Consider the following 15,608-nt stretch of genomic DNA (forward strand, 5'->3'; position numbering starts at 1 on the left):
CCATATTCATCCGCTTGAACGCAACTGTTTTTTTATAAAATTCTGAATTGTATCCGATGCCTGTTTAAGCTTCTAGCCGCTCTTCATAATCGCACGCCGTGCATTGCACTTGCACACCTTTTTTCAGCTCTTTCTCCACAAGCAGCCCCGCGCATTTCGGGCACGGGCGGGCGAGCGGTTTATCCCACGAGACGAAGTCGCAATCCGGGAAACGGTCGCAACCGTAAAACACCCGCTTTCGTTTCGTGCTGCGCTCGACGATGTTGCCCTCGCGGCATTTTGGGCACTTGACGCCGATTTCTTTGACAATCGGCTTCGTATGGCGGCATTCCGGAAAATTTGAGCAGGCGATAAACTTGCCGAAACGGCCCATTTTGTACACCATCGGGCTGCCGCACACCTCGCAGTCCATGCCGGCTGGCTCATCCTTAATCTCAACTGCGCGCATTTCTTTTTCCGCCACTTTCAACCGTTTTTCAAATTCCCGGTAAAATTCGTCGACGACTTTGATCCATTCCACTTTTCCTTCTTCAATTTCGTCTAATTCTTTTTCCATTTTCGCCGTAAACTCGACATCGATAATTTCCGGGAAAAATTCGAGCATCAGCTCCACAACGACTTCGCCGAGCTCGGTCGGGACAAACCGCTTGTTCTCAAGGACAACATAGTTGCGTTTTTGGATCGTATCAAGCGTCGGGGCGTACGTCGACGGACGGCCGATGCCGAGTTCCTCCAACGTTTTAACGAGGCGGGCTTCCGTGTAACGCGGCGGCGGCTGCGTAAAGTGCTGCTTCGATTCGATCGTTTCGCTCTCAACCGTTTCCTCTTCTTCCAAATCCGGGAGGATACGGTCCTGCTCTTCCGTTTGATCGTCCGTTCCTTCAATATACACTTTCATAAACCCTGGAAATTTCACCTTCGAGCCGCTGGCGCGGAACACGACACCGTTGTTTTCCAACTCGACGCTCATGGTGTCAAGCACGGCTGCTGCCATTTGACTGGCGATGAACCGTTCCCAAATGAGTTTATACAACCGAAACTGGTCGCGCGTCAAATACGGTTTCACTTTGTCCGGATCGCGAAATGCCGATGTCGGGCGGATCGCTTCATGGGCGTCTTGGGCGTTCGTGCTTTTCTTCTCTTTCCGCTTTTCCTGGTTGACATACATCGCGCCGAACGTCGCCTCGATATACGCCGCTGCCTCTTGCTGCGCCGTCTCGGCGACGCGCGTTGAATCGGTGCGCATATACGTGATCAAACCGACCGTCCCTTCGCTGCCAAGATCGATTCCTTCGTACAGCTGCTGGGCGATCATCATCGTCTTTTTCGTCCGGAAATTCAGTTTGCGCGCCGCTTCCTGCTGAAGCGACGACGTCGTAAACGGCGGCACGGGGCTGCGCTTGCGCTCTCGCTTTGTCACCGTTTTCACCGCAAATGCCGTTCCGTTTAAGCGATCCAGCACAGCTTTCACATCCGCCTCCGTCTTTAAATCGCGCTTTTGTCCGTCAATACTGTAAAACGAGGCGGCAAACGTCTCTCCTTCTTTTTGAAACGTCGCTTGAATCGTCCAATATTCTTCCGGCTGAAATTCGCGAATTTCTCGTTCCCGATCGATGATGAGGCGCAGCGCCACCGATTGGACGCGGCCGGCGCTTAATCCTTTTTTCACCTTTTTCCATAAGAGCGGGCTGATGTTATAGCCGACGAGGCGGTCGAGCACGCGCCGCGCCTGCTGGGCGTCAACAAGATTCATATTGATCGCGCGCGGCTTTTGAAACGATTGCTGAATCGCATCCTTCGTGATCTCATGAAAGACAACACGGCAATCAGAGTGAATGTCTAGATCGAGCATGTGGGCCAGATGCCAAGCGATCGCCTCTCCTTCCCGATCGGGGTCGGCGGCAAGAAACACTTTTTTCGCCTTCTTCGCCGCCGTTTTCAACTCTTTGATCACCTGGCCTTTGCCGCGGATCGTAATGTATTTCGGCTCGTAGCCGTGGTCTATATCAACGCCCATTTGGCTTTTTGGCAAATCGCGGACGTGGCCCATCGACGCTTTGACTGTATATTTTTTTCCCAAGTATCGTTCGATCGTCTTCGCTTTCGTTGGCGATTCGACGATAACTAAGTAGTCTGACATCCATCTTCCACCCCTAGGAGGTAAATTGAAATCTTCATTATTATTAATGATTATTGCCGCATTTGTCAAACATGTGCATTACACGTACGGGAATTCAGCCAAAATATCCGCCGCTTCTTGCACGAGTTTTGCCCCGTGTTGAATGAGCGTATTCGGCCCATCGGATTCCGCCAAACCGATCGGGCCGGGGACAGCGAACACTTCCCGCCCTTGCTCAAGCGCATAGGCAGCGGTAATGAGCGAACCGCTTTTTCGCTTCGCTTGCACGACAAGCGTGCCGAGCGACAGCCCGCTGATGATGCGATTGCGAGCGGGAAATTGCCATGCCTGTGGGCGCGTTGCCGGCGGATGTTCAGCGATGACCAGCTGTTCATTCATCAGCCGGGCGGCGAACGGTCGATGCTCTTTCGGATAAATGTGGTCAAGCCCCCCAGCGATGACGGCGATCGTCGCCCCGCCATGCTGGACGGCGAGTTGGTGGGCGCACACGTCAATTCCAAACGCGAGCCCGCTGACAATCGTGAAGCCGGCAGCAACAAGCGGCGGGACCAGTTTGTTCAACGCTTCGATTCCTTCCTTCGTCGGCCGCCGCGTACCGACGATGCTGATCAGCTTCCACTCCTGAAGCAAAGCGGGGTCCCCCTTTGCATACAGCACCCACGGCGGGGCATAAATATGCCGAAGCAACGGCGGATAGTCATGATCAAACACGGTGACCAAATGAATGCACCGGTCCATATATGTTTTTATCACACGTTGCATATCGATGGAATGCAAATCATGAAAAAAAGCGGGCCATTGAGCGTCGGAAAGCGGAACGAGCGGGCGGAGATCATTAGGAGGCAGGGAAAATGGAGCGGTGAGCGTCGGATCAACCTTCAGCAAGGAATGAATCGTCTTCCATCCTGCCCCGCGGCAATGATGGAGATGAATAAGTCGATCGCGGACCGTATCGTACATACTGCTCTCCTTTCTTTTTTCACCTTCAGCATGAATCTATCGGTGCAACGAAAACGTTTAACATATCCTTGACGGAAAAGTCCGCCTGTCTATTTTTTCGACTGTCGGAGGCAAGCCGCAAGCTTCCTCGTCACGCTTTGGCGTGACGGAAGACCGAACAGCCACCCGCTTCACAGATCCATACATAGGTCTTTAAGCGGCGTTGTTCGGTCGCCCGACAGTCGATCCAATTGCTCTGTAAAAGCGGCAAATGGGAAAGCTTCAAATGGCATCGATAGACATGATATGCAACACCCCGCACGGCAACGTGCGGGGCTAAACCATTAGTGCGTTTTGCATTTTTCGTACAAGCCGCGTTCTTTCAGCACCGAAATGAGCGTTTCACCGATGACGGCCGGCGTTTCCGCCACTTTAATGCCGCATTCGGTCATTTTTTTGATTTTCTCTGCGGCCGTGCCTTTGCCGCCGGAAATGATCGCGCCGGCATGGCCCATCCGTTTGCCTGGAGGCGCCGTTTGCCCACCGATAAAGCCGACGACCGGCTTCGTCATGTTCGCTTTCACCCATTCGGCTGCTTCTTCTTCCGCCGTGCCGCCGATTTCGCCGATCATAATGACCGCGTACGTCTCCTCGTCTTCGTTAAACGCCTTCAACACATCGATGAAGTTTGTGCCGTTGACTGGGTCGCCGCCGATGCCGACCGCCGTCGACTGGCCGATGCCGGCTTGCGTCAGTTGGTGAACGGCTTCGTACGTCAGCGTGCCGGAACGGGAAACAATGCCGACATGTCCTTTTTTATGGATGTAGCCCGGCATAATGCCGATTTTGCACTCTTCCGGCGTAATGACGCCCGGGCAGTTCGGACCGATGAGGCGCGTCTTTTTGCCCTCCATGTACCGTTTCACTTTCACCATATCAAGCACCGGAATGCCTTCGGTGATGCAAACGACAAGGTCGAGTCCCGCGTCGACCGCTTCCATGATGGCATCTGCAGCGAAGGCCGGCGGAACGTAAATGACCGATGCGTTCGCTCCCGTTCTTTCGACCGCTTCCGAAACCGTGTCAAACACCGGCACCCCTTCGACTTCCGTGCCGCCTTTGCCCGGCGTGACGCCGCCGACGATGTTCGTCCCGTACTCGATCATCTGCTTTGTATGGAACAGCCCTTGCGAACCGGTAATCCCTTGCACGATCACTTTCGTGTCTTTATTGACAAAAACGCTCACGTGTCTCCCTCGCTTTCTTAACGTACTAGCTCGACGATTTTTTGTGCTCCGTCCGCCATCGATTCGGCCGCAATAATGTTTAAGCCCGACTCTTGCAAAATCTTTTTCCCAAGCTCAACGTTCGTCCCTTCAAGCCGGACGACAAGCGGAAGCGTCAAACCGACTTGCTTCGTCGCCGCAACGATGCCGCTCGCGATGACATCGCATTTCATAATGCCGCCGAAAATGTTGACGAAAATGCCTTTGACGTTCGGATCGGACAAGATGATTTTGAACGCTTCCCTTACTTTTTCCTCGCTGGCGCCGCCGCCGACATCGAGGAAGTTAGCCGGCTCGCCTCCGTAATATTTGATGATGTCCATTGTCGCCATCGCCAAGCCGGCGCCGTTGACCATGCAGCCGATGTTGCCGTCAAGAGCGATGTAGTTCAAGTCGTATTTCGACGCTTCGACTTCTTTCGGGTCTTCTTCATCCAAGTCGCGGTATTCAAGGATGTCCGGATGACGGTATAAGGCGTTTGAATCGAAATTCAGCTTCGCATCAAGCGCCATCACCTTGCCGTCGCCGGTGACGACAAGCGGGTTGATTTCGGCGATCGAGCAGTCTTTATCGACAAACACTTGGTACAAGCCCATCATAAATTTGACCGCTTGGTTGACGAGATGCTTCGGAATGTTGATGTTGAAAGCCAATCGGCGCGCTTGGAACGCTTGGAGCCCGACGGCTGGATCGATGTATTCTTTAAAAATTTTCTCCGGCGTTTTCGCCGCCACTTCTTCGATTTCCGTTCCGCCTTCTTCCGACCCCATGAACACGACGCGCGAGGTGGCGCGGTCGACGACAAGGCCGATGTAGTATTCTTTTTGGATGTCGCATCCTTCTTCAATCAACAGCCGTTTCACTTCTTTTCCTTCCGGGCCGGTTTGATGGGTGACGAGCACTTTGCCGAGCAATTCACTGGCGTATGTACGGACTTCCTCGAGGCTTTTCGCCACTTTCACCCCGCCCGCTTTGCCGCGCCCGCCGGCATGGATTTGCGCTTTGACGACACACACCGGCGCGCCAAGCTCTTTCGCCGCTTCGACCGCTTCATCCACCGTGAACGCGACGCGGCCGTTCGGCACGCTTACACCATAGCTTCGCAAAATTTCTTTTGCCTGGTATTCATGAATGTTCATGCGCCAACCTCCTATGTATAAAATCAAAAAAGTCTTAGCGCTTTCATTTTATACCTAACATTTCGCGCTTGTCCACCGTTTCGCCGCAAAATTACGAAAGCGGGGAACGGAAACATCACTCCTTCCCCGCTCTTTCTCCTTTCGCTTCCTGATCAAGCTGATACAAAAACGCGAACAATTCAGCCACTAAGGCGTACAGCTCCTCCGGGATCATTTCGTTGATCTCCACTTTCCCCAGCAGCTCAACAAGCGTCGGATCTTGGCGAATCGGCACGCCGTGCTCGCGGGCGGCGGCGATGATCGCTTCGGCGGCCTTGCCAACTCCTTTCGCCTTGACGATCGGAGCGGCGTCAAGTGCCGCATCGTAAGACAAGGCGACTGCTTTTTTCCGCTCCTCGTTCATGCTTGGCAATCCACCTCGCTGCAACTGTCGGCAAACAGAAAAACGGAAGGCGGAGGAGGGGCGGAACGCGCTGTCTTTACATCAATGCCTGAAAGCGCATAGCCGTGCGCCTGAAACCGCTCTTTGACAAGCGGAGCCATCCGAGCGGCAGCAACCGCCAACCGCGGATCATCGTGAAAAATGGAGATGTGGACGATCCGTCGTTGCACGCGCATATCAACGATCACCTCTCCGAGCTCTTCAAGCGTCAGGCAACAAACAATGCGGTTGTAATCGGCATCAAGCGGCCCGCCTTGTTTCCTCCTTCCTTGCCAGCACACAGCAAAATCGCTGCTACGGCCGCCAAGCGGCAATGGAAACGAAATCCATACGTGCTCAATGGGCCCATCGCCGCCAGCAGCGATCGCCATGCCATCGAGCTGGTCGAGAATCGCTTCGGCCGCCCTCTTGGCCCCTTCGCTCCCCCCCGATTCATGAAGAAAGCGAAAAAGCAGCCGTTTCAACGACGGGGCGGAAGGCAAATCCTCGATTGTCCCAACGCGGACGAGCGCCGCCTCGTCCTCAAGCCCAAGCCGCACGGCCGCTCGCCTCAACCAGCAAAACAGCGACAGCGCCGGATCTCTCGTCGCTCGAGCGGCCGCCCACAACTTCGCTTCCGCGGCGGGCAGCGCTCCGCTTTGATAGGCAGCATCGAGAGCGGTCCACCGTTCCAAAAACGCCTCCTCGTCCGTCAAGCCAAGCTGCCGAATGATATCGGCAAACCGGCGGCATTGCACCGCCTCCCGAAGCGCCAAGCGGCGGTCCTCCGGCAACGGGGCGAGCCCAAGGCGGGCAAGAAGCGCGCGGGCCGTTTCGGCCTCTTCCTCCCTTAGCAGCAACAAACGCACGGCCGTCTCGTAAGCGGACAGCGGCGGTGAAAGAAACTTCTCCATCGCCCGGATGAGCTCAAGCGCCGCCGGGTGGGCGGAAAGGGCGGCCATGGCCGCTTTCAGTTTCCCCAACCCCTCAGCGAGCGGCACCCCGGTTTTGGCTGCCCATAGCGCGCGAAACACGGCTGAAGAGAACGGCAGCCGGCGGCGAAACAAATGAGCGAGCACGTCTTCGGCCGCGTCCGGCTGGCCGGTCTCTTTTACCGCTTCAGTCAGTGCGGCAATTTCCTCTTTCGTTGCAGCCGCGCCAGCTTTCAGCGCTTGACGGAGCACCGGCAGCGCCGCATCCGGCAGTTTCCACGCTTTTTGCCACCGGCGCACCGCCTCTTCACCTGACGGAGCCAACGCCGGTTCGGAAAGGGGAATGGCTTTCCAATACATTGTTCCTTGTCGTTCGTGAATTTCAAACAAATACAAACGTCCGACGGCAAGCGGCGCCTCCAAACGGGCGCGCACAAGCTGTCCGCCAGCGCGGACGAGCGCCGCCCGCTCCCCGGTTTCCGTCTCCTCGACCCGCTCCACTCGGCCGACGACGGCCTGCCCCGGCTGAAACCGCCGGCTGGATGCCGCGTCGCGGACAGCGGTCGTTGGCATCGTCCGCTCCATGCGCTCGACCATTTCGTCCCATCCCTTCTTCTAGAGCTGCTCGCTCGCCTCGAGCACCTCCCTCACCGGTGCGAACGAACGACGGTGCTCAGGCGTAACGCCGTAGCGGCGGATCGCCTCGACATGTTCCGGCGTTCCGTAGCCCATATGGCGCGCGAACCCGTATTGTGGATAGCGGCGATCCAGTTCTTTCATCCACCGGTCGCGCGTCACTTTGGCGATGACCGACGCAGCAGCGATCGAAGCGCTGTTGGCGTCTCCTTTTATGAGGCGCTGTTGCGGCAGTGGGCATGGCACCGCCATCGCATCCACAAGCAAATGTTCAGGCGGCGGGGAAAGGGCGTTCACCGCTTTCGCCATCGCTTGTCTTGTCGCTTCGTAAATATTCCTTTCATCGATCTCCGCCGCGCTGACGATGCCGATGCCGATGGCGACAGCGCACGCTTCAATTTGCGCAAACAATGCCTCGCGCTTTTCCGGCGTCAGCCGCTTCGAGTCGTCTAGCCCCGGCAAATAGGCGTCTTTCGGCAAGATGACCGCGGCGGCGACGACCGGACCGGCCAGAGGGCCGCGCCCGGCCTCATCAACGCCGGCGATCCGTCTAACGCCAGCGGCGTATAGTTCTCGCTCATAACGCATCAGTTCTTCCCACCGCTGCTCGATGGCGTGCCGGCGCGCTTTCTGCCTTTCAAAACGGGCAAGAAGCGCCTGCACGCTTTTTCGCTCATCCTGCCGCAGCATCTCCCAGCGCGGGTCGTCCGCGCCAAGCTTCGGAAGCAGCGCTTCAATGTCTTTCACCGTATACCGCTTCATGCTCCTCTCCCTCTTCTACTTATACTATCGGTTCTGTTTGGCCGACCGTAAAGCACCGCCGGCAAAAAACGCCCGCCGGACGCGCTACGTCCGTGAAGCGGGCGTTTCAAAGCTTAAGCGGCCTAATTTTTCCGTGCGGATGTCATACAAAACAATGTCAGCCACTTTATCGTAGTCAACAGCGCCGCCTGACGTCAAGCAGCCGCGCCGCCTTCCGATGGCGTCAAACAAGGCGACGATGTCATCCGGAATGTCATCAAGACCGTAGCGCTCCGCAAGCCGGTTGGGATAGTGGGTCGACAAAAAGCGGAGCGCATAGACGGCGACATCCTGCAAGTTCAAAATTTCATCCTTAATGGCCCCGGTCACCGCCAACTTGTAGCCCACGTCCTCATCCTCAAATTTCGGCCATAGAATGCCTGGGGTATCAAGCAGCTCCATTTCTTTGCCGACTTTGATCCATTGCTGCGCTTTTGTCACCCCCGGCTTGTCGCCGGTTTTCGCGATATGGCGGCCGGCGAGCCGGTTGATCAGCGTCGACTTGCCGACGTTCGGGATGCCGACGATGAGCGCCCGAACCGGGCGCGGGTTTTTAATCCCTTTCGCCCGCATTTTCTCGAATTTGTCTTTCACCATCTCTTTCGCTGCCGCCGCGATTTGCCGGACTCCTGTTCCGCTTTGAGCATCGATGGGCAAAGCCAGCCGCCCTTGATCGTGGAAATAGCGGATCCACTGTTCGGTCACCGCCTCATCGGCCATATCAGCCTTATTGAGCAAAATGAGGCGCGGCTTTTGTCCGAGAATCTCGTCGATCATCGGGTTGCGCGAGGACATCGGCACACGGGCGTCCAGCAGCTCAAACGCTACATCGATCCACTTTAATTTTTCTTGCACTTCCCGCTTGGCCTTCGCCATATGGCCGGGGAACCATTGAATCACTGTCATTGGCATCACCTGCCTCGTTTATTTCACAATCCGGGCGTCAGAAAGCGGCCAATACACAAGATTCGCCTTGCCAACGACTTTTGACATCGGAATGAAGCCGATATGGCGGCTGTCTTTGCTGAAACGGCGATTGTCGCCCATGACAAACAAATGCCCCGGCGGCACCGTGCTTCGCCCGGTCAGTTCCTCCAACGTGAACGATTCCGTCAGTGGACCGCCGTCGGACAACTGCTTTTTATACTCGTCCAAATACGGCTCTTCATACGGCTTGCCATTGATATAGAGCGTATCATTTTTGTATTCAATTCGGTCGCCCGGCAGGCCGATGACCCGCTTAATATAGTCTCTCCCTTCTTCAGCGTGAAAAACAATGATATCGAAACGGTGCGGCATGCCGATTTTATACGCCAGTTTATTGACGATCATCCGCTCATGGTTATGTAAGGTCGGCATCATCGAATAACCGTCGACGATGATCGGAGCGAAAATAAAGTAGCGGATGCCCCCGGCGAGCAAGACAGCAACGACGATCGCTTTCATCCATTCGCGCCATTCGCTTTTTTTCTGTTCCATTGTCCACCCACCTAAATCAAAGTTTGCAGTCGTGGATCACGACCATCATCATCATTGGCGGTAGTGAAAAAAGGAGCTTGAAAGCAAGCTCCTTTTCCGCTGTGATCCACCGTTGTCCATTATTGCGCTGCGTTCGTATTTTCCTTGATGCGCGCCGCTTTGCCGCGAAGGTTGCGCAAGTAGTACAATTTCGCGCGGCGGACTTTCCCGCGGCGGATGACTTCCAGCTTGGCGATTTTCGGCGTATGCACCGGGAATGTGCGCTCAACGCCGACGCCATAGGACACTTTGCGGACCGTGAACGTTTCGCTGATGCCCGCTCCGCGCCGTTTAATGACGACACCTTCAAACACTTGGATGCGTTCGCGGTTGCCTTCGACGACTTTCACATGAACGCGCACCGTGTCGCCCGGGCGAAAATCCGGCAAATCCGTCCGCAGTTGTTCTTTCGTAATCTCTTGGATGAAATGATGCATCATGATCCACTCCTTCCACAGATGTTCATGCCAATGATCTCTTCATTGCAGCGGAACATCGTTTTCCATCCTCAAGCCCATCGCTTAAGGTCACACAAAAGACATGATAGCATAAACGGTCGACTCAGGCAATAGCTATTCGCGCTCCTTTTCCCACTCTTTCAGCCATTGCTTTTGCTTGTCTGTAAGCGGATAGTCATCTAGCAAGTCCGGACGGCGCAAAAACGTGCGCCGGAGCGATTCCTTCTCGCGCCACTCGGCGATGAGCTGATGGTTGCCAGAAAGCAATACATCCGGCACTTTCATGCCGCGGAAATCGGCTGGTCTTGTGTATTGCGGATACTCAAGCAGCCCGGAGCTGAACGAGTCATCGACCGGCGACGCCTCATTGCCGAGCACCCCGGGGAGAAGACGGACGATGCTGTCGACAATGACCATGGCGCCGAGTTCCCCGCCTGTTAAAATATAGTCGCCGATCGAAATTTCATCGGTTGCTAAATATTGACGGATGCGTTCGTCATACCCTTCGTAATGGCCGCAAATGAGCACCAAATGCGTTTCTTTCGCCAGCTCTTCCGCCTTTTTTTGCGTGTAGCGCTCGCCTTGCGGGCAAAGTAAAATGATGCGGGCGCCAGACGATCCAGCCGTCACGTGTTCCACCGCGTCAAAAATCGGCTGCGGCTTGAGCACCATGCCGGCGCCGCCGCCATACGGATAATCGTCGACCGTTTTATGCTTGTTGTCGGCAAACTCGCGAAAATCAATAAGGCGGATGTCGACGGCCCCTTTTTCTTGCGCCTTCTTTAAAATCGACTCGTTCAACACCCCGGAAAACATGCCGGGAAACAACGTTAAAATATCGATCCGCATCATTCAAGCAGCCCTTCCATCGGCCGAATGATGATCGTTTTCCGCTCCGGATCGACGTGCAAAACAACCTCGTCAATGTACGGAATGAGCGCTTCCGATCCGTCTTCGCGCCGGACGACCCAGACGTCGTTCGCCCCTGGAGTCAAAATTTCCTTTACCGCGCCGATGGTTTCCCCGCCTTCTGTCACGACCGTGCAGCCGATGATCTCATGGAAATAATATTCCCCTTCCGCGAGTTCACCGAGCTGTCTTTCCGGCACTTTCAGCATCGCCCCCTTAAACCGTTCCACGTCGTTGATGCTGTCATAGCCTTCAAATGACAACAAGTCAAACGATTTATGGACGCGGTGGCTTTTCACCGTGACTTCAATCGGTTCCGTGTCTCGTTCGCGGAAAATGTACAGCTTGTTTCCTTTTTTATACCGTTCTTCAGGAAAGTCGGTGCGCGAAATGACGCGCACTTCGCCGCGAATGCCGTGCGTATTGACAATTTTTCCGACATTAAACCATCGTTCCATGGCGTTCATCCCTTCTTAGCGAATCTCTTTGACGACGCCGTCTTCAATGATGATGGCGCGCGTTTTTGTCACCTCTTCCCAACGGTCGCCGACGTTCACCTCAACGAGCGCCTCGACTTCCCGCTCTTTCAATTCGCTTCCTAACGGTAGCATATGCAATTGTTCGAGCTGAAACTCAAGCAGTTTCATTTTCTCCATCCGCTCGTCGATCTCTTTGGCAAAATATTGTTTCATTAAAGCGGGCGGATAGTTTCCGCTTTTCTCCATTCGTTTCTGTTCAAAACGAAGCTGGTCGCACTCCCGCTTAAGTTGTTGCTTGCGCGCCAAAAACGCGGCGGCAAGCTCTTGTTTGCTCCGTTTGGTGACGATTTGCCGCACCTCAACCGTTTGAATGAGCTTCATCCTCTTCCCCCTTTTGACACGGAATGAACGGCCCCCGGGCCATTTTTGCGCCCTTTGGCATCATATCAAAAAAGGGAGAGGAACATCCTCACCCTTTGTCTTTCACTTGCACAACAACCCGCTTTGGCGATCCGGCCGCGGCGGCGGCAACGACCGTGCGAATCGCCTGAATCGTCCGCCCTTGTTTGCCGATCACTTTGCCAGTGTCGTCTTCATGGACGGACAGCTCATAGATGACGGCCGTCTCTTCTTCGCGGCGCTCAACCGCTACCGCCTCCGGATGATCGACAAGCGCCTTGACGATCGTTTCAATGAGCGTCTTCATGTGCCATTCCGCTTATTTGCCGTATTTCAAGTTATGGAACTTCTCTAAAATGCCTTGCTTCGACAGCAAGTTGCGCACCGTATCCGACGGTTTGGCGCCGTTTTGCAGCCATTTGAGCGCCAGTTCCTCATCGATTTTCACTTGCGCCGGCTCAGCGACCGGATCGTACGTGCCGATCGTTTCAATGAAGCGACCGTCGCGCGGGGAGCGCGAATCAGCAACTACGATGCGATAGAATGGTTTTTTCTTTGTCCCCATGCGTTTTAAACGAATTTTTACTGCCATAGAGTACGCACCTCCGTATAGAGTTCACACAAGATAGTATATTAACAATTCTTTTTCCGTTTGTAAAGGTTTTTCGCTTAACAGATCTTCATTTACATAAATGGAAAACGGAATCCTTTCTTTTTCCCTTTTGGCATATTCGTCATCATTTTCATCATTTTTTTCATCTCGTCAAACTGCTTCAAAAGCCGGTTCACTTCCTGCACCGTCGTGCCGCTTCCTTTGGCGATCCGCTTTTTGCGGCTAGCGTTGATGATTTCCGGATGCGTTTTCTCTTCTTTCGTCATCGAGCGGATGATCGCCTCAACGCGGGCGATTTGCTTTTCATCGACTTGGATGTTGGCGAGCCCTTTGATTTTGTTGGCGCCCGGCAGCATTTTAATCAGTTCGTCAAGCGGGCCGAGCTTGCGCACTTGGCCGAGCTGCTCCAAAAAGTCGTCAAGCGTGAAGGTGGCCGTGCGCATTTTTTGTTCGAGCTCCTTCGCCTTCTCTTCGTCGACGGCCGCCTGCGCTTTTTCGATGAGCGTCAGGACATCGCCCATGCCTAAAATGCGCGACGCCATTCGCTCCGGATGGAACGGCTCCAAAGCATCAAGTTTTTCGCCCATCCCAGCAAACTTGATCGGCGCTCCAGTGACGGCGCGAATCGAGAGCGCCGCCCCGCCGCGCGTGTCGCCGTCCAGCTTCGTCAAAATCACCCCAGTGATGCCGAGCTGCTCATGGAAGCTTTGTGCGACATTGACGGCATCTTGCCCGGTCATGGCGTCCACGACGAGGAAAATTTCATCCGGCTTGACCGCTTCTTTCATTTGCTTCAGTTCATCCATGAGCGTTTCATCAATGTGGAGGCGGCCGGCTGTGTCGATGAGCACGTAATCATAATGCTCTTCTTTCGCCCGCTCGAGCGCCTGTTTCGCGATGTCAACCGGATTGGCGTGCTCGCCTAACGAAAAGACAGGCATGTCGAGCTGCTTGCCAAGCGTCTCAAGCTGTTTGATCGCCGCCGGGCGGTAAACGTCGGCAGCCACCAGAAGCGGCTTTCGGTTATGCCGTTTGCGCAGCAAGTTGGCCAGCTTCCCGGTGGTTGTCGTTTTCCCAGCCCCTTGCAGCCCGACCATCATCACAACAGTCGGCGGTTTCTTTGCGACAGCGATTTGGCTTTGCTCACCGCCCATTAACGCCGTCAGCTCTTCCTTGACGATTTTGATCACTTGCTGGCCCGGCGTTAAGCTTTTCATCACTTCCTGCCCGACAGCCCGCTCGCTCACCTGTCTGATGAAATCTTTGACGACTTTAAAGTTGACGTCAGCTTCCAAAAGCGCAAGGCGCACTTCGCGCATCATCTCTTTGACATCCGCTTCGGTGACTTTCCCTTTGCCGCGAATGCGGTTCATCACCTGCTGCAAACGTTCAGACAGTCCTTCAAACGCCATGGCGGCCACCCCCTTTTTTAATCAAGTTCGTCAAGCTCGCGGACTAGCGCCGCCAATTCGGCGTCAGCGCCGTAGTGCCGGCTGATGTAGTCTTTCAGCCGCTCGATGATCTGCCGCCGCCGTTCATATTTTCGCAGCAGCCCGAGCTTCTCTTCATACTGCTCCAGCATCGCTTCTGTACGCCGGATGTTATCGTACACCGCCTGGCGGCTCACCTCATATTGTTCGGCAATTTCCCCGAGGGAGTAGTCGTCCAAGTAGTAAAGCGCCATATAGTTGCGCTGTTTCGGCGTCAACAGCGCTTGGTAAAAATCGTATAAATAGTTCATGCGCATCGTTTTTTCCAGCACCGGACTCTCCCCCCTCATTGTTAAGTAAAATACCTTTACAAAAATGTAGTGTACCGTCTTTTCGGCAAGGTGTCAAGGGATGGAACGGACAAAGGGCTTATCGGTTACACCCCCGTGGACGCAACAACAAAGGGCGCTCCATTGTTTTGGGAGCACCCTCTGTTGACATTTCTATGATTCCAGCAAATCAGCAAACAATCCGTAGACGTACTGTTCTGGATCGAACACTTGCAAATCGTCCATCTTCTCGCCGAGGCCGACGAGTTTCACCGGGATGGCCATCTCGTTGCGAATGGCGAGCACGATGCCGCCTTTCGCCGTGCCGTCAAGCTTCGTCAACACGATGCCGGTCACATCGGTCGCTTCTTTAAACAGCTTGGCTTGGCTCATCGCGTTTTGCCCGGTCGTCGCATCCAACACAAGCAATACTTCATGCGGAGCGCCCGGAATTTCGCGGCTAATGACACGTTTCACTTTTTCGAGCTCTTTCATTAAATTCACTTTGTTTTGCAGCCGTCCGGCCGTGTCGCATAACAATACGTCAACGCCGCGCGCTTTCGCCGCTTGAATGGCGTCATACATAACAGCTGCCGGATCGGAGCCGGCCGCCTGCTTAATGACGTCGACCCCAACGCGCTTGCCCCACGCTTCGAGCTGCTCGATCGCCCCGGCGCGGAACGTGTCGCCAGCTGCCAACAAGACGGATTTCCCTTCCGATTTCAGCTTATGGGCGAGCTTGCCGATCGTTGTCGTTTTGCCGACGCCGTTGACACCGACGAACAACATGACCGTCAGCCCGCCTTCTTGTATATTCAAAGCGGAAAGTTCTTTGTCATCGGCGCCGGCGCGGTAAATGTCAACGAGCTTTTCGGCGATGACGTCGCGCATTTGCGCCGGGTCTTGAATGTTGCGGCGCTTCACTTCCATTTTCAGCTCATCGACCAATTCCATGACGGTCGTGACGCCCACATCGGCGGCGATCAAAATTTCCTCAAGCTCTTCAAAAAACGCTTCATCCACTTTCCGATAACGGGCGATGAGGTCGTTCACTTTCCCGGCGAGCGAATTTCGCGTTTTTGACAGCCCTTCTTTAAACTTTTCGGTTACGGCATCCGCTTGCTTTGTCCATTTTTCTTTCCATTTTTGAAAAAAACCCATCCAAAGCGCCTCCTTTCC

Annotated in this window: 18 protein-coding genes; all 18 read right to left on the minus strand. The window is 54.7% G+C overall.

Going from position 1 to position 15,608, the window contains the following annotated elements; translation table 11 throughout:
* Positions 1-64: 64 nt before the first annotated feature.
* Positions 65-2,140, minus strand: coding sequence for a type I DNA topoisomerase (gene topA / locus B9L19_RS12410; RefSeq protein ID WP_025951077.1), 2,076 nt, complete (start codon positions 2,138-2,140; stop codon positions 65-67).
* Positions 2,141-2,218: 78 nt separating this feature from the next.
* On the minus strand, positions 2,219-3,100 hold the full coding sequence (gene dprA / locus B9L19_RS12415) for a DNA-processing protein DprA (protein WP_025951076.1): 882 nt from the start codon (positions 3,098-3,100) through the stop codon (positions 2,219-2,221).
* Between the two features lie 323 nt (positions 3,101-3,423).
* Positions 3,424-4,326: a succinate--CoA ligase subunit alpha gene (sucD, locus tag B9L19_RS12420; protein ID WP_011230709.1), complete on the minus strand. Its 903-nt coding sequence runs from the start codon at positions 4,324-4,326 to the stop codon at positions 3,424-3,426.
* 17 nt (positions 4,327-4,343) lie between these two features.
* Positions 4,344-5,504 (minus strand): ADP-forming succinate--CoA ligase subunit beta, encoded by a 1,161-nt coding sequence (gene sucC, locus B9L19_RS12425; protein ID WP_025951075.1) that lies wholly within the window; start codon positions 5,502-5,504, stop codon positions 4,344-4,346.
* 115 nt (positions 5,505-5,619) lie between these two features.
* Positions 5,620-5,907, minus strand: a complete 288-nt coding sequence (locus B9L19_RS12430; protein ID WP_025951074.1) for an EscU/YscU/HrcU family type III secretion system export apparatus switch protein — start codon at positions 5,905-5,907, stop codon at positions 5,620-5,622.
* Positions 5,904-7,454 (minus strand): flagellar hook-length control protein FliK, encoded by a 1,551-nt coding sequence (locus B9L19_RS12435; protein WP_047753359.1) that lies wholly within the window; start codon positions 7,452-7,454, stop codon positions 5,904-5,906. The genes B9L19_RS12430 and B9L19_RS12435 overlap by 4 nt, the downstream gene beginning before the upstream one ends.
* Positions 7,455-7,472: 18 nt before the next feature.
* Entirely contained in the window at positions 7,473-8,255 is a 783-nt protein-coding gene (locus B9L19_RS12440) for a ribonuclease HII (RefSeq protein WP_025951072.1), read from the minus strand.
* An 84-nt stretch (positions 8,256-8,339) separates the two neighbouring features.
* On the minus strand, positions 8,340-9,206 hold the full coding sequence (gene ylqF / locus B9L19_RS12445) for a ribosome biogenesis GTPase YlqF (RefSeq protein ID WP_025951071.1): 867 nt from the start codon (positions 9,204-9,206) through the stop codon (positions 8,340-8,342).
* A 12-nt stretch (positions 9,207-9,218) separates the two neighbouring features.
* Positions 9,219-9,773, minus strand: coding sequence for a signal peptidase I (gene lepB, locus B9L19_RS12450; protein WP_013145771.1), 555 nt, complete (start codon positions 9,771-9,773; stop codon positions 9,219-9,221).
* Positions 9,774-9,892: 119 nt separating this feature from the next.
* A complete protein-coding gene (gene rplS / locus B9L19_RS12455) occupies positions 9,893-10,249 on the minus strand; it encodes a 50S ribosomal protein L19 (protein WP_025951070.1) in 357 nt (118 codons plus the stop codon).
* A gap of 135 nt (positions 10,250-10,384) precedes the next feature.
* On the minus strand, positions 10,385-11,119 hold the full coding sequence (gene trmD, locus B9L19_RS12460; RefSeq protein WP_025951069.1) for a tRNA (guanosine(37)-N1)-methyltransferase TrmD: 735 nt from the start codon (positions 11,117-11,119) through the stop codon (positions 10,385-10,387).
* Positions 11,119-11,637 (minus strand): ribosome maturation factor RimM, encoded by a 519-nt coding sequence (rimM, locus tag B9L19_RS12465; RefSeq protein ID WP_025951068.1) that lies wholly within the window; start codon positions 11,635-11,637, stop codon positions 11,119-11,121. Before rimM ends, trmD begins: the two co-directional genes overlap by 1 nt.
* A gap of 15 nt (positions 11,638-11,652) precedes the next feature.
* Entirely contained in the window at positions 11,653-12,039 is a 387-nt protein-coding gene (locus B9L19_RS12470; RefSeq protein ID WP_025951067.1) for a YlqD family protein, read from the minus strand.
* Between the two features lie 88 nt (positions 12,040-12,127).
* Positions 12,128-12,364: a KH domain-containing protein gene (locus tag B9L19_RS12475; RefSeq protein ID WP_025951066.1), complete on the minus strand. Its 237-nt coding sequence runs from the start codon at positions 12,362-12,364 to the stop codon at positions 12,128-12,130.
* A 12-nt stretch (positions 12,365-12,376) separates the two neighbouring features.
* Positions 12,377-12,649 carry a 30S ribosomal protein S16 gene (rpsP, locus tag B9L19_RS12480; protein ID WP_025951065.1) on the minus strand — a complete coding sequence of 91 codons (273 nt, stop codon included), beginning with the start codon at positions 12,647-12,649 and terminating at the stop codon, positions 12,377-12,379.
* 92 nt (positions 12,650-12,741) lie between these two features.
* Positions 12,742-14,082 carry a signal recognition particle protein gene (gene ffh / locus B9L19_RS12485; RefSeq protein WP_025951064.1) on the minus strand — a complete coding sequence of 447 codons (1,341 nt, stop codon included), beginning with the start codon at positions 14,080-14,082 and terminating at the stop codon, positions 12,742-12,744.
* 17 nt (positions 14,083-14,099) lie between these two features.
* Positions 14,100-14,432: a putative DNA-binding protein gene (locus B9L19_RS12490; protein ID WP_013523384.1), complete on the minus strand. Its 333-nt coding sequence runs from the start codon at positions 14,430-14,432 to the stop codon at positions 14,100-14,102.
* Between the two features lie 171 nt (positions 14,433-14,603).
* Positions 14,604-15,590, minus strand: a complete 987-nt coding sequence (ftsY, locus tag B9L19_RS12495) for a signal recognition particle-docking protein FtsY (protein WP_025951063.1) — start codon at positions 15,588-15,590, stop codon at positions 14,604-14,606.
* Positions 15,591-15,608: the final 18 nt, after the last annotated feature.

This window comes from Geobacillus thermocatenulatus (assembly GCF_002217655.1).
In the GTDB taxonomy this organism is placed as follows: domain Bacteria; phylum Bacillota; class Bacilli; order Bacillales; family Anoxybacillaceae; genus Geobacillus; species Geobacillus thermocatenulatus.

Coding starts and splice junctions, on each gene's coding strand:
- topA (WP_025951077.1), bottom strand. CDS start 2,140: ATGTCAGACTACTTAGTTATCGTCGAATCGCCAACGAAAGCGAAGACG.
- dprA (WP_025951076.1), bottom strand. CDS start 3,100: ATGTACGATACGGTCCGCGATCGACTTATTCATCTCCATCATTGCCGC.
- sucC (WP_025951075.1), bottom strand. CDS start 5,504: ATGAACATTCATGAATACCAGGCAAAAGAAATTTTGCGAAGCTATGGT.
- B9L19_RS12430 (WP_025951074.1), bottom strand. CDS start 5,907: ATGAACGAGGAGCGGAAAAAAGCAGTCGCCTTGTCTTACGATGCGGCA.
- B9L19_RS12435 (WP_047753359.1), bottom strand. CDS start 7,454: ATGGTCGAGCGCATGGAGCGGACGATGCCAACGACCGCTGTCCGCGAC.
- B9L19_RS12440 (WP_025951072.1), bottom strand. CDS start 8,255: ATGAAGCGGTATACGGTGAAAGACATTGAAGCGCTGCTTCCGAAGCTT.
- ylqF (WP_025951071.1), bottom strand. CDS start 9,206: ATGCCAATGACAGTGATTCAATGGTTCCCCGGCCATATGGCGAAGGCC.
- lepB (WP_013145771.1), bottom strand. CDS start 9,773: ATGGAACAGAAAAAAAGCGAATGGCGCGAATGGATGAAAGCGATCGTC.
- rplS (WP_025951070.1), bottom strand. CDS start 10,249: ATGCATCATTTCATCCAAGAGATTACGAAAGAACAACTGCGGACGGAT.
- trmD (WP_025951069.1), bottom strand. CDS start 11,119: ATGCGGATCGATATTTTAACGTTGTTTCCCGGCATGTTTTCCGGGGTG.
- rimM (WP_025951068.1), bottom strand. CDS start 11,637: ATGGAACGATGGTTTAATGTCGGAAAAATTGTCAATACGCACGGCATT.
- B9L19_RS12470 (WP_025951067.1), bottom strand. CDS start 12,039: ATGAAGCTCATTCAAACGGTTGAGGTGCGGCAAATCGTCACCAAACGG.
- B9L19_RS12475 (WP_025951066.1), bottom strand. CDS start 12,364: ATGAAGACGCTCATTGAAACGATCGTCAAGGCGCTTGTCGATCATCCG.
- rpsP (WP_025951065.1), bottom strand. CDS start 12,649: ATGGCAGTAAAAATTCGTTTAAAACGCATGGGGACAAAGAAAAAACCA.
- ffh (WP_025951064.1), bottom strand. CDS start 14,082: ATGGCGTTTGAAGGACTGTCTGAACGTTTGCAGCAGGTGATGAACCGC.
- ftsY (WP_025951063.1), bottom strand. CDS start 15,590: ATGGGTTTTTTTCAAAAATGGAAAGAAAAATGGACAAAGCAAGCGGAT.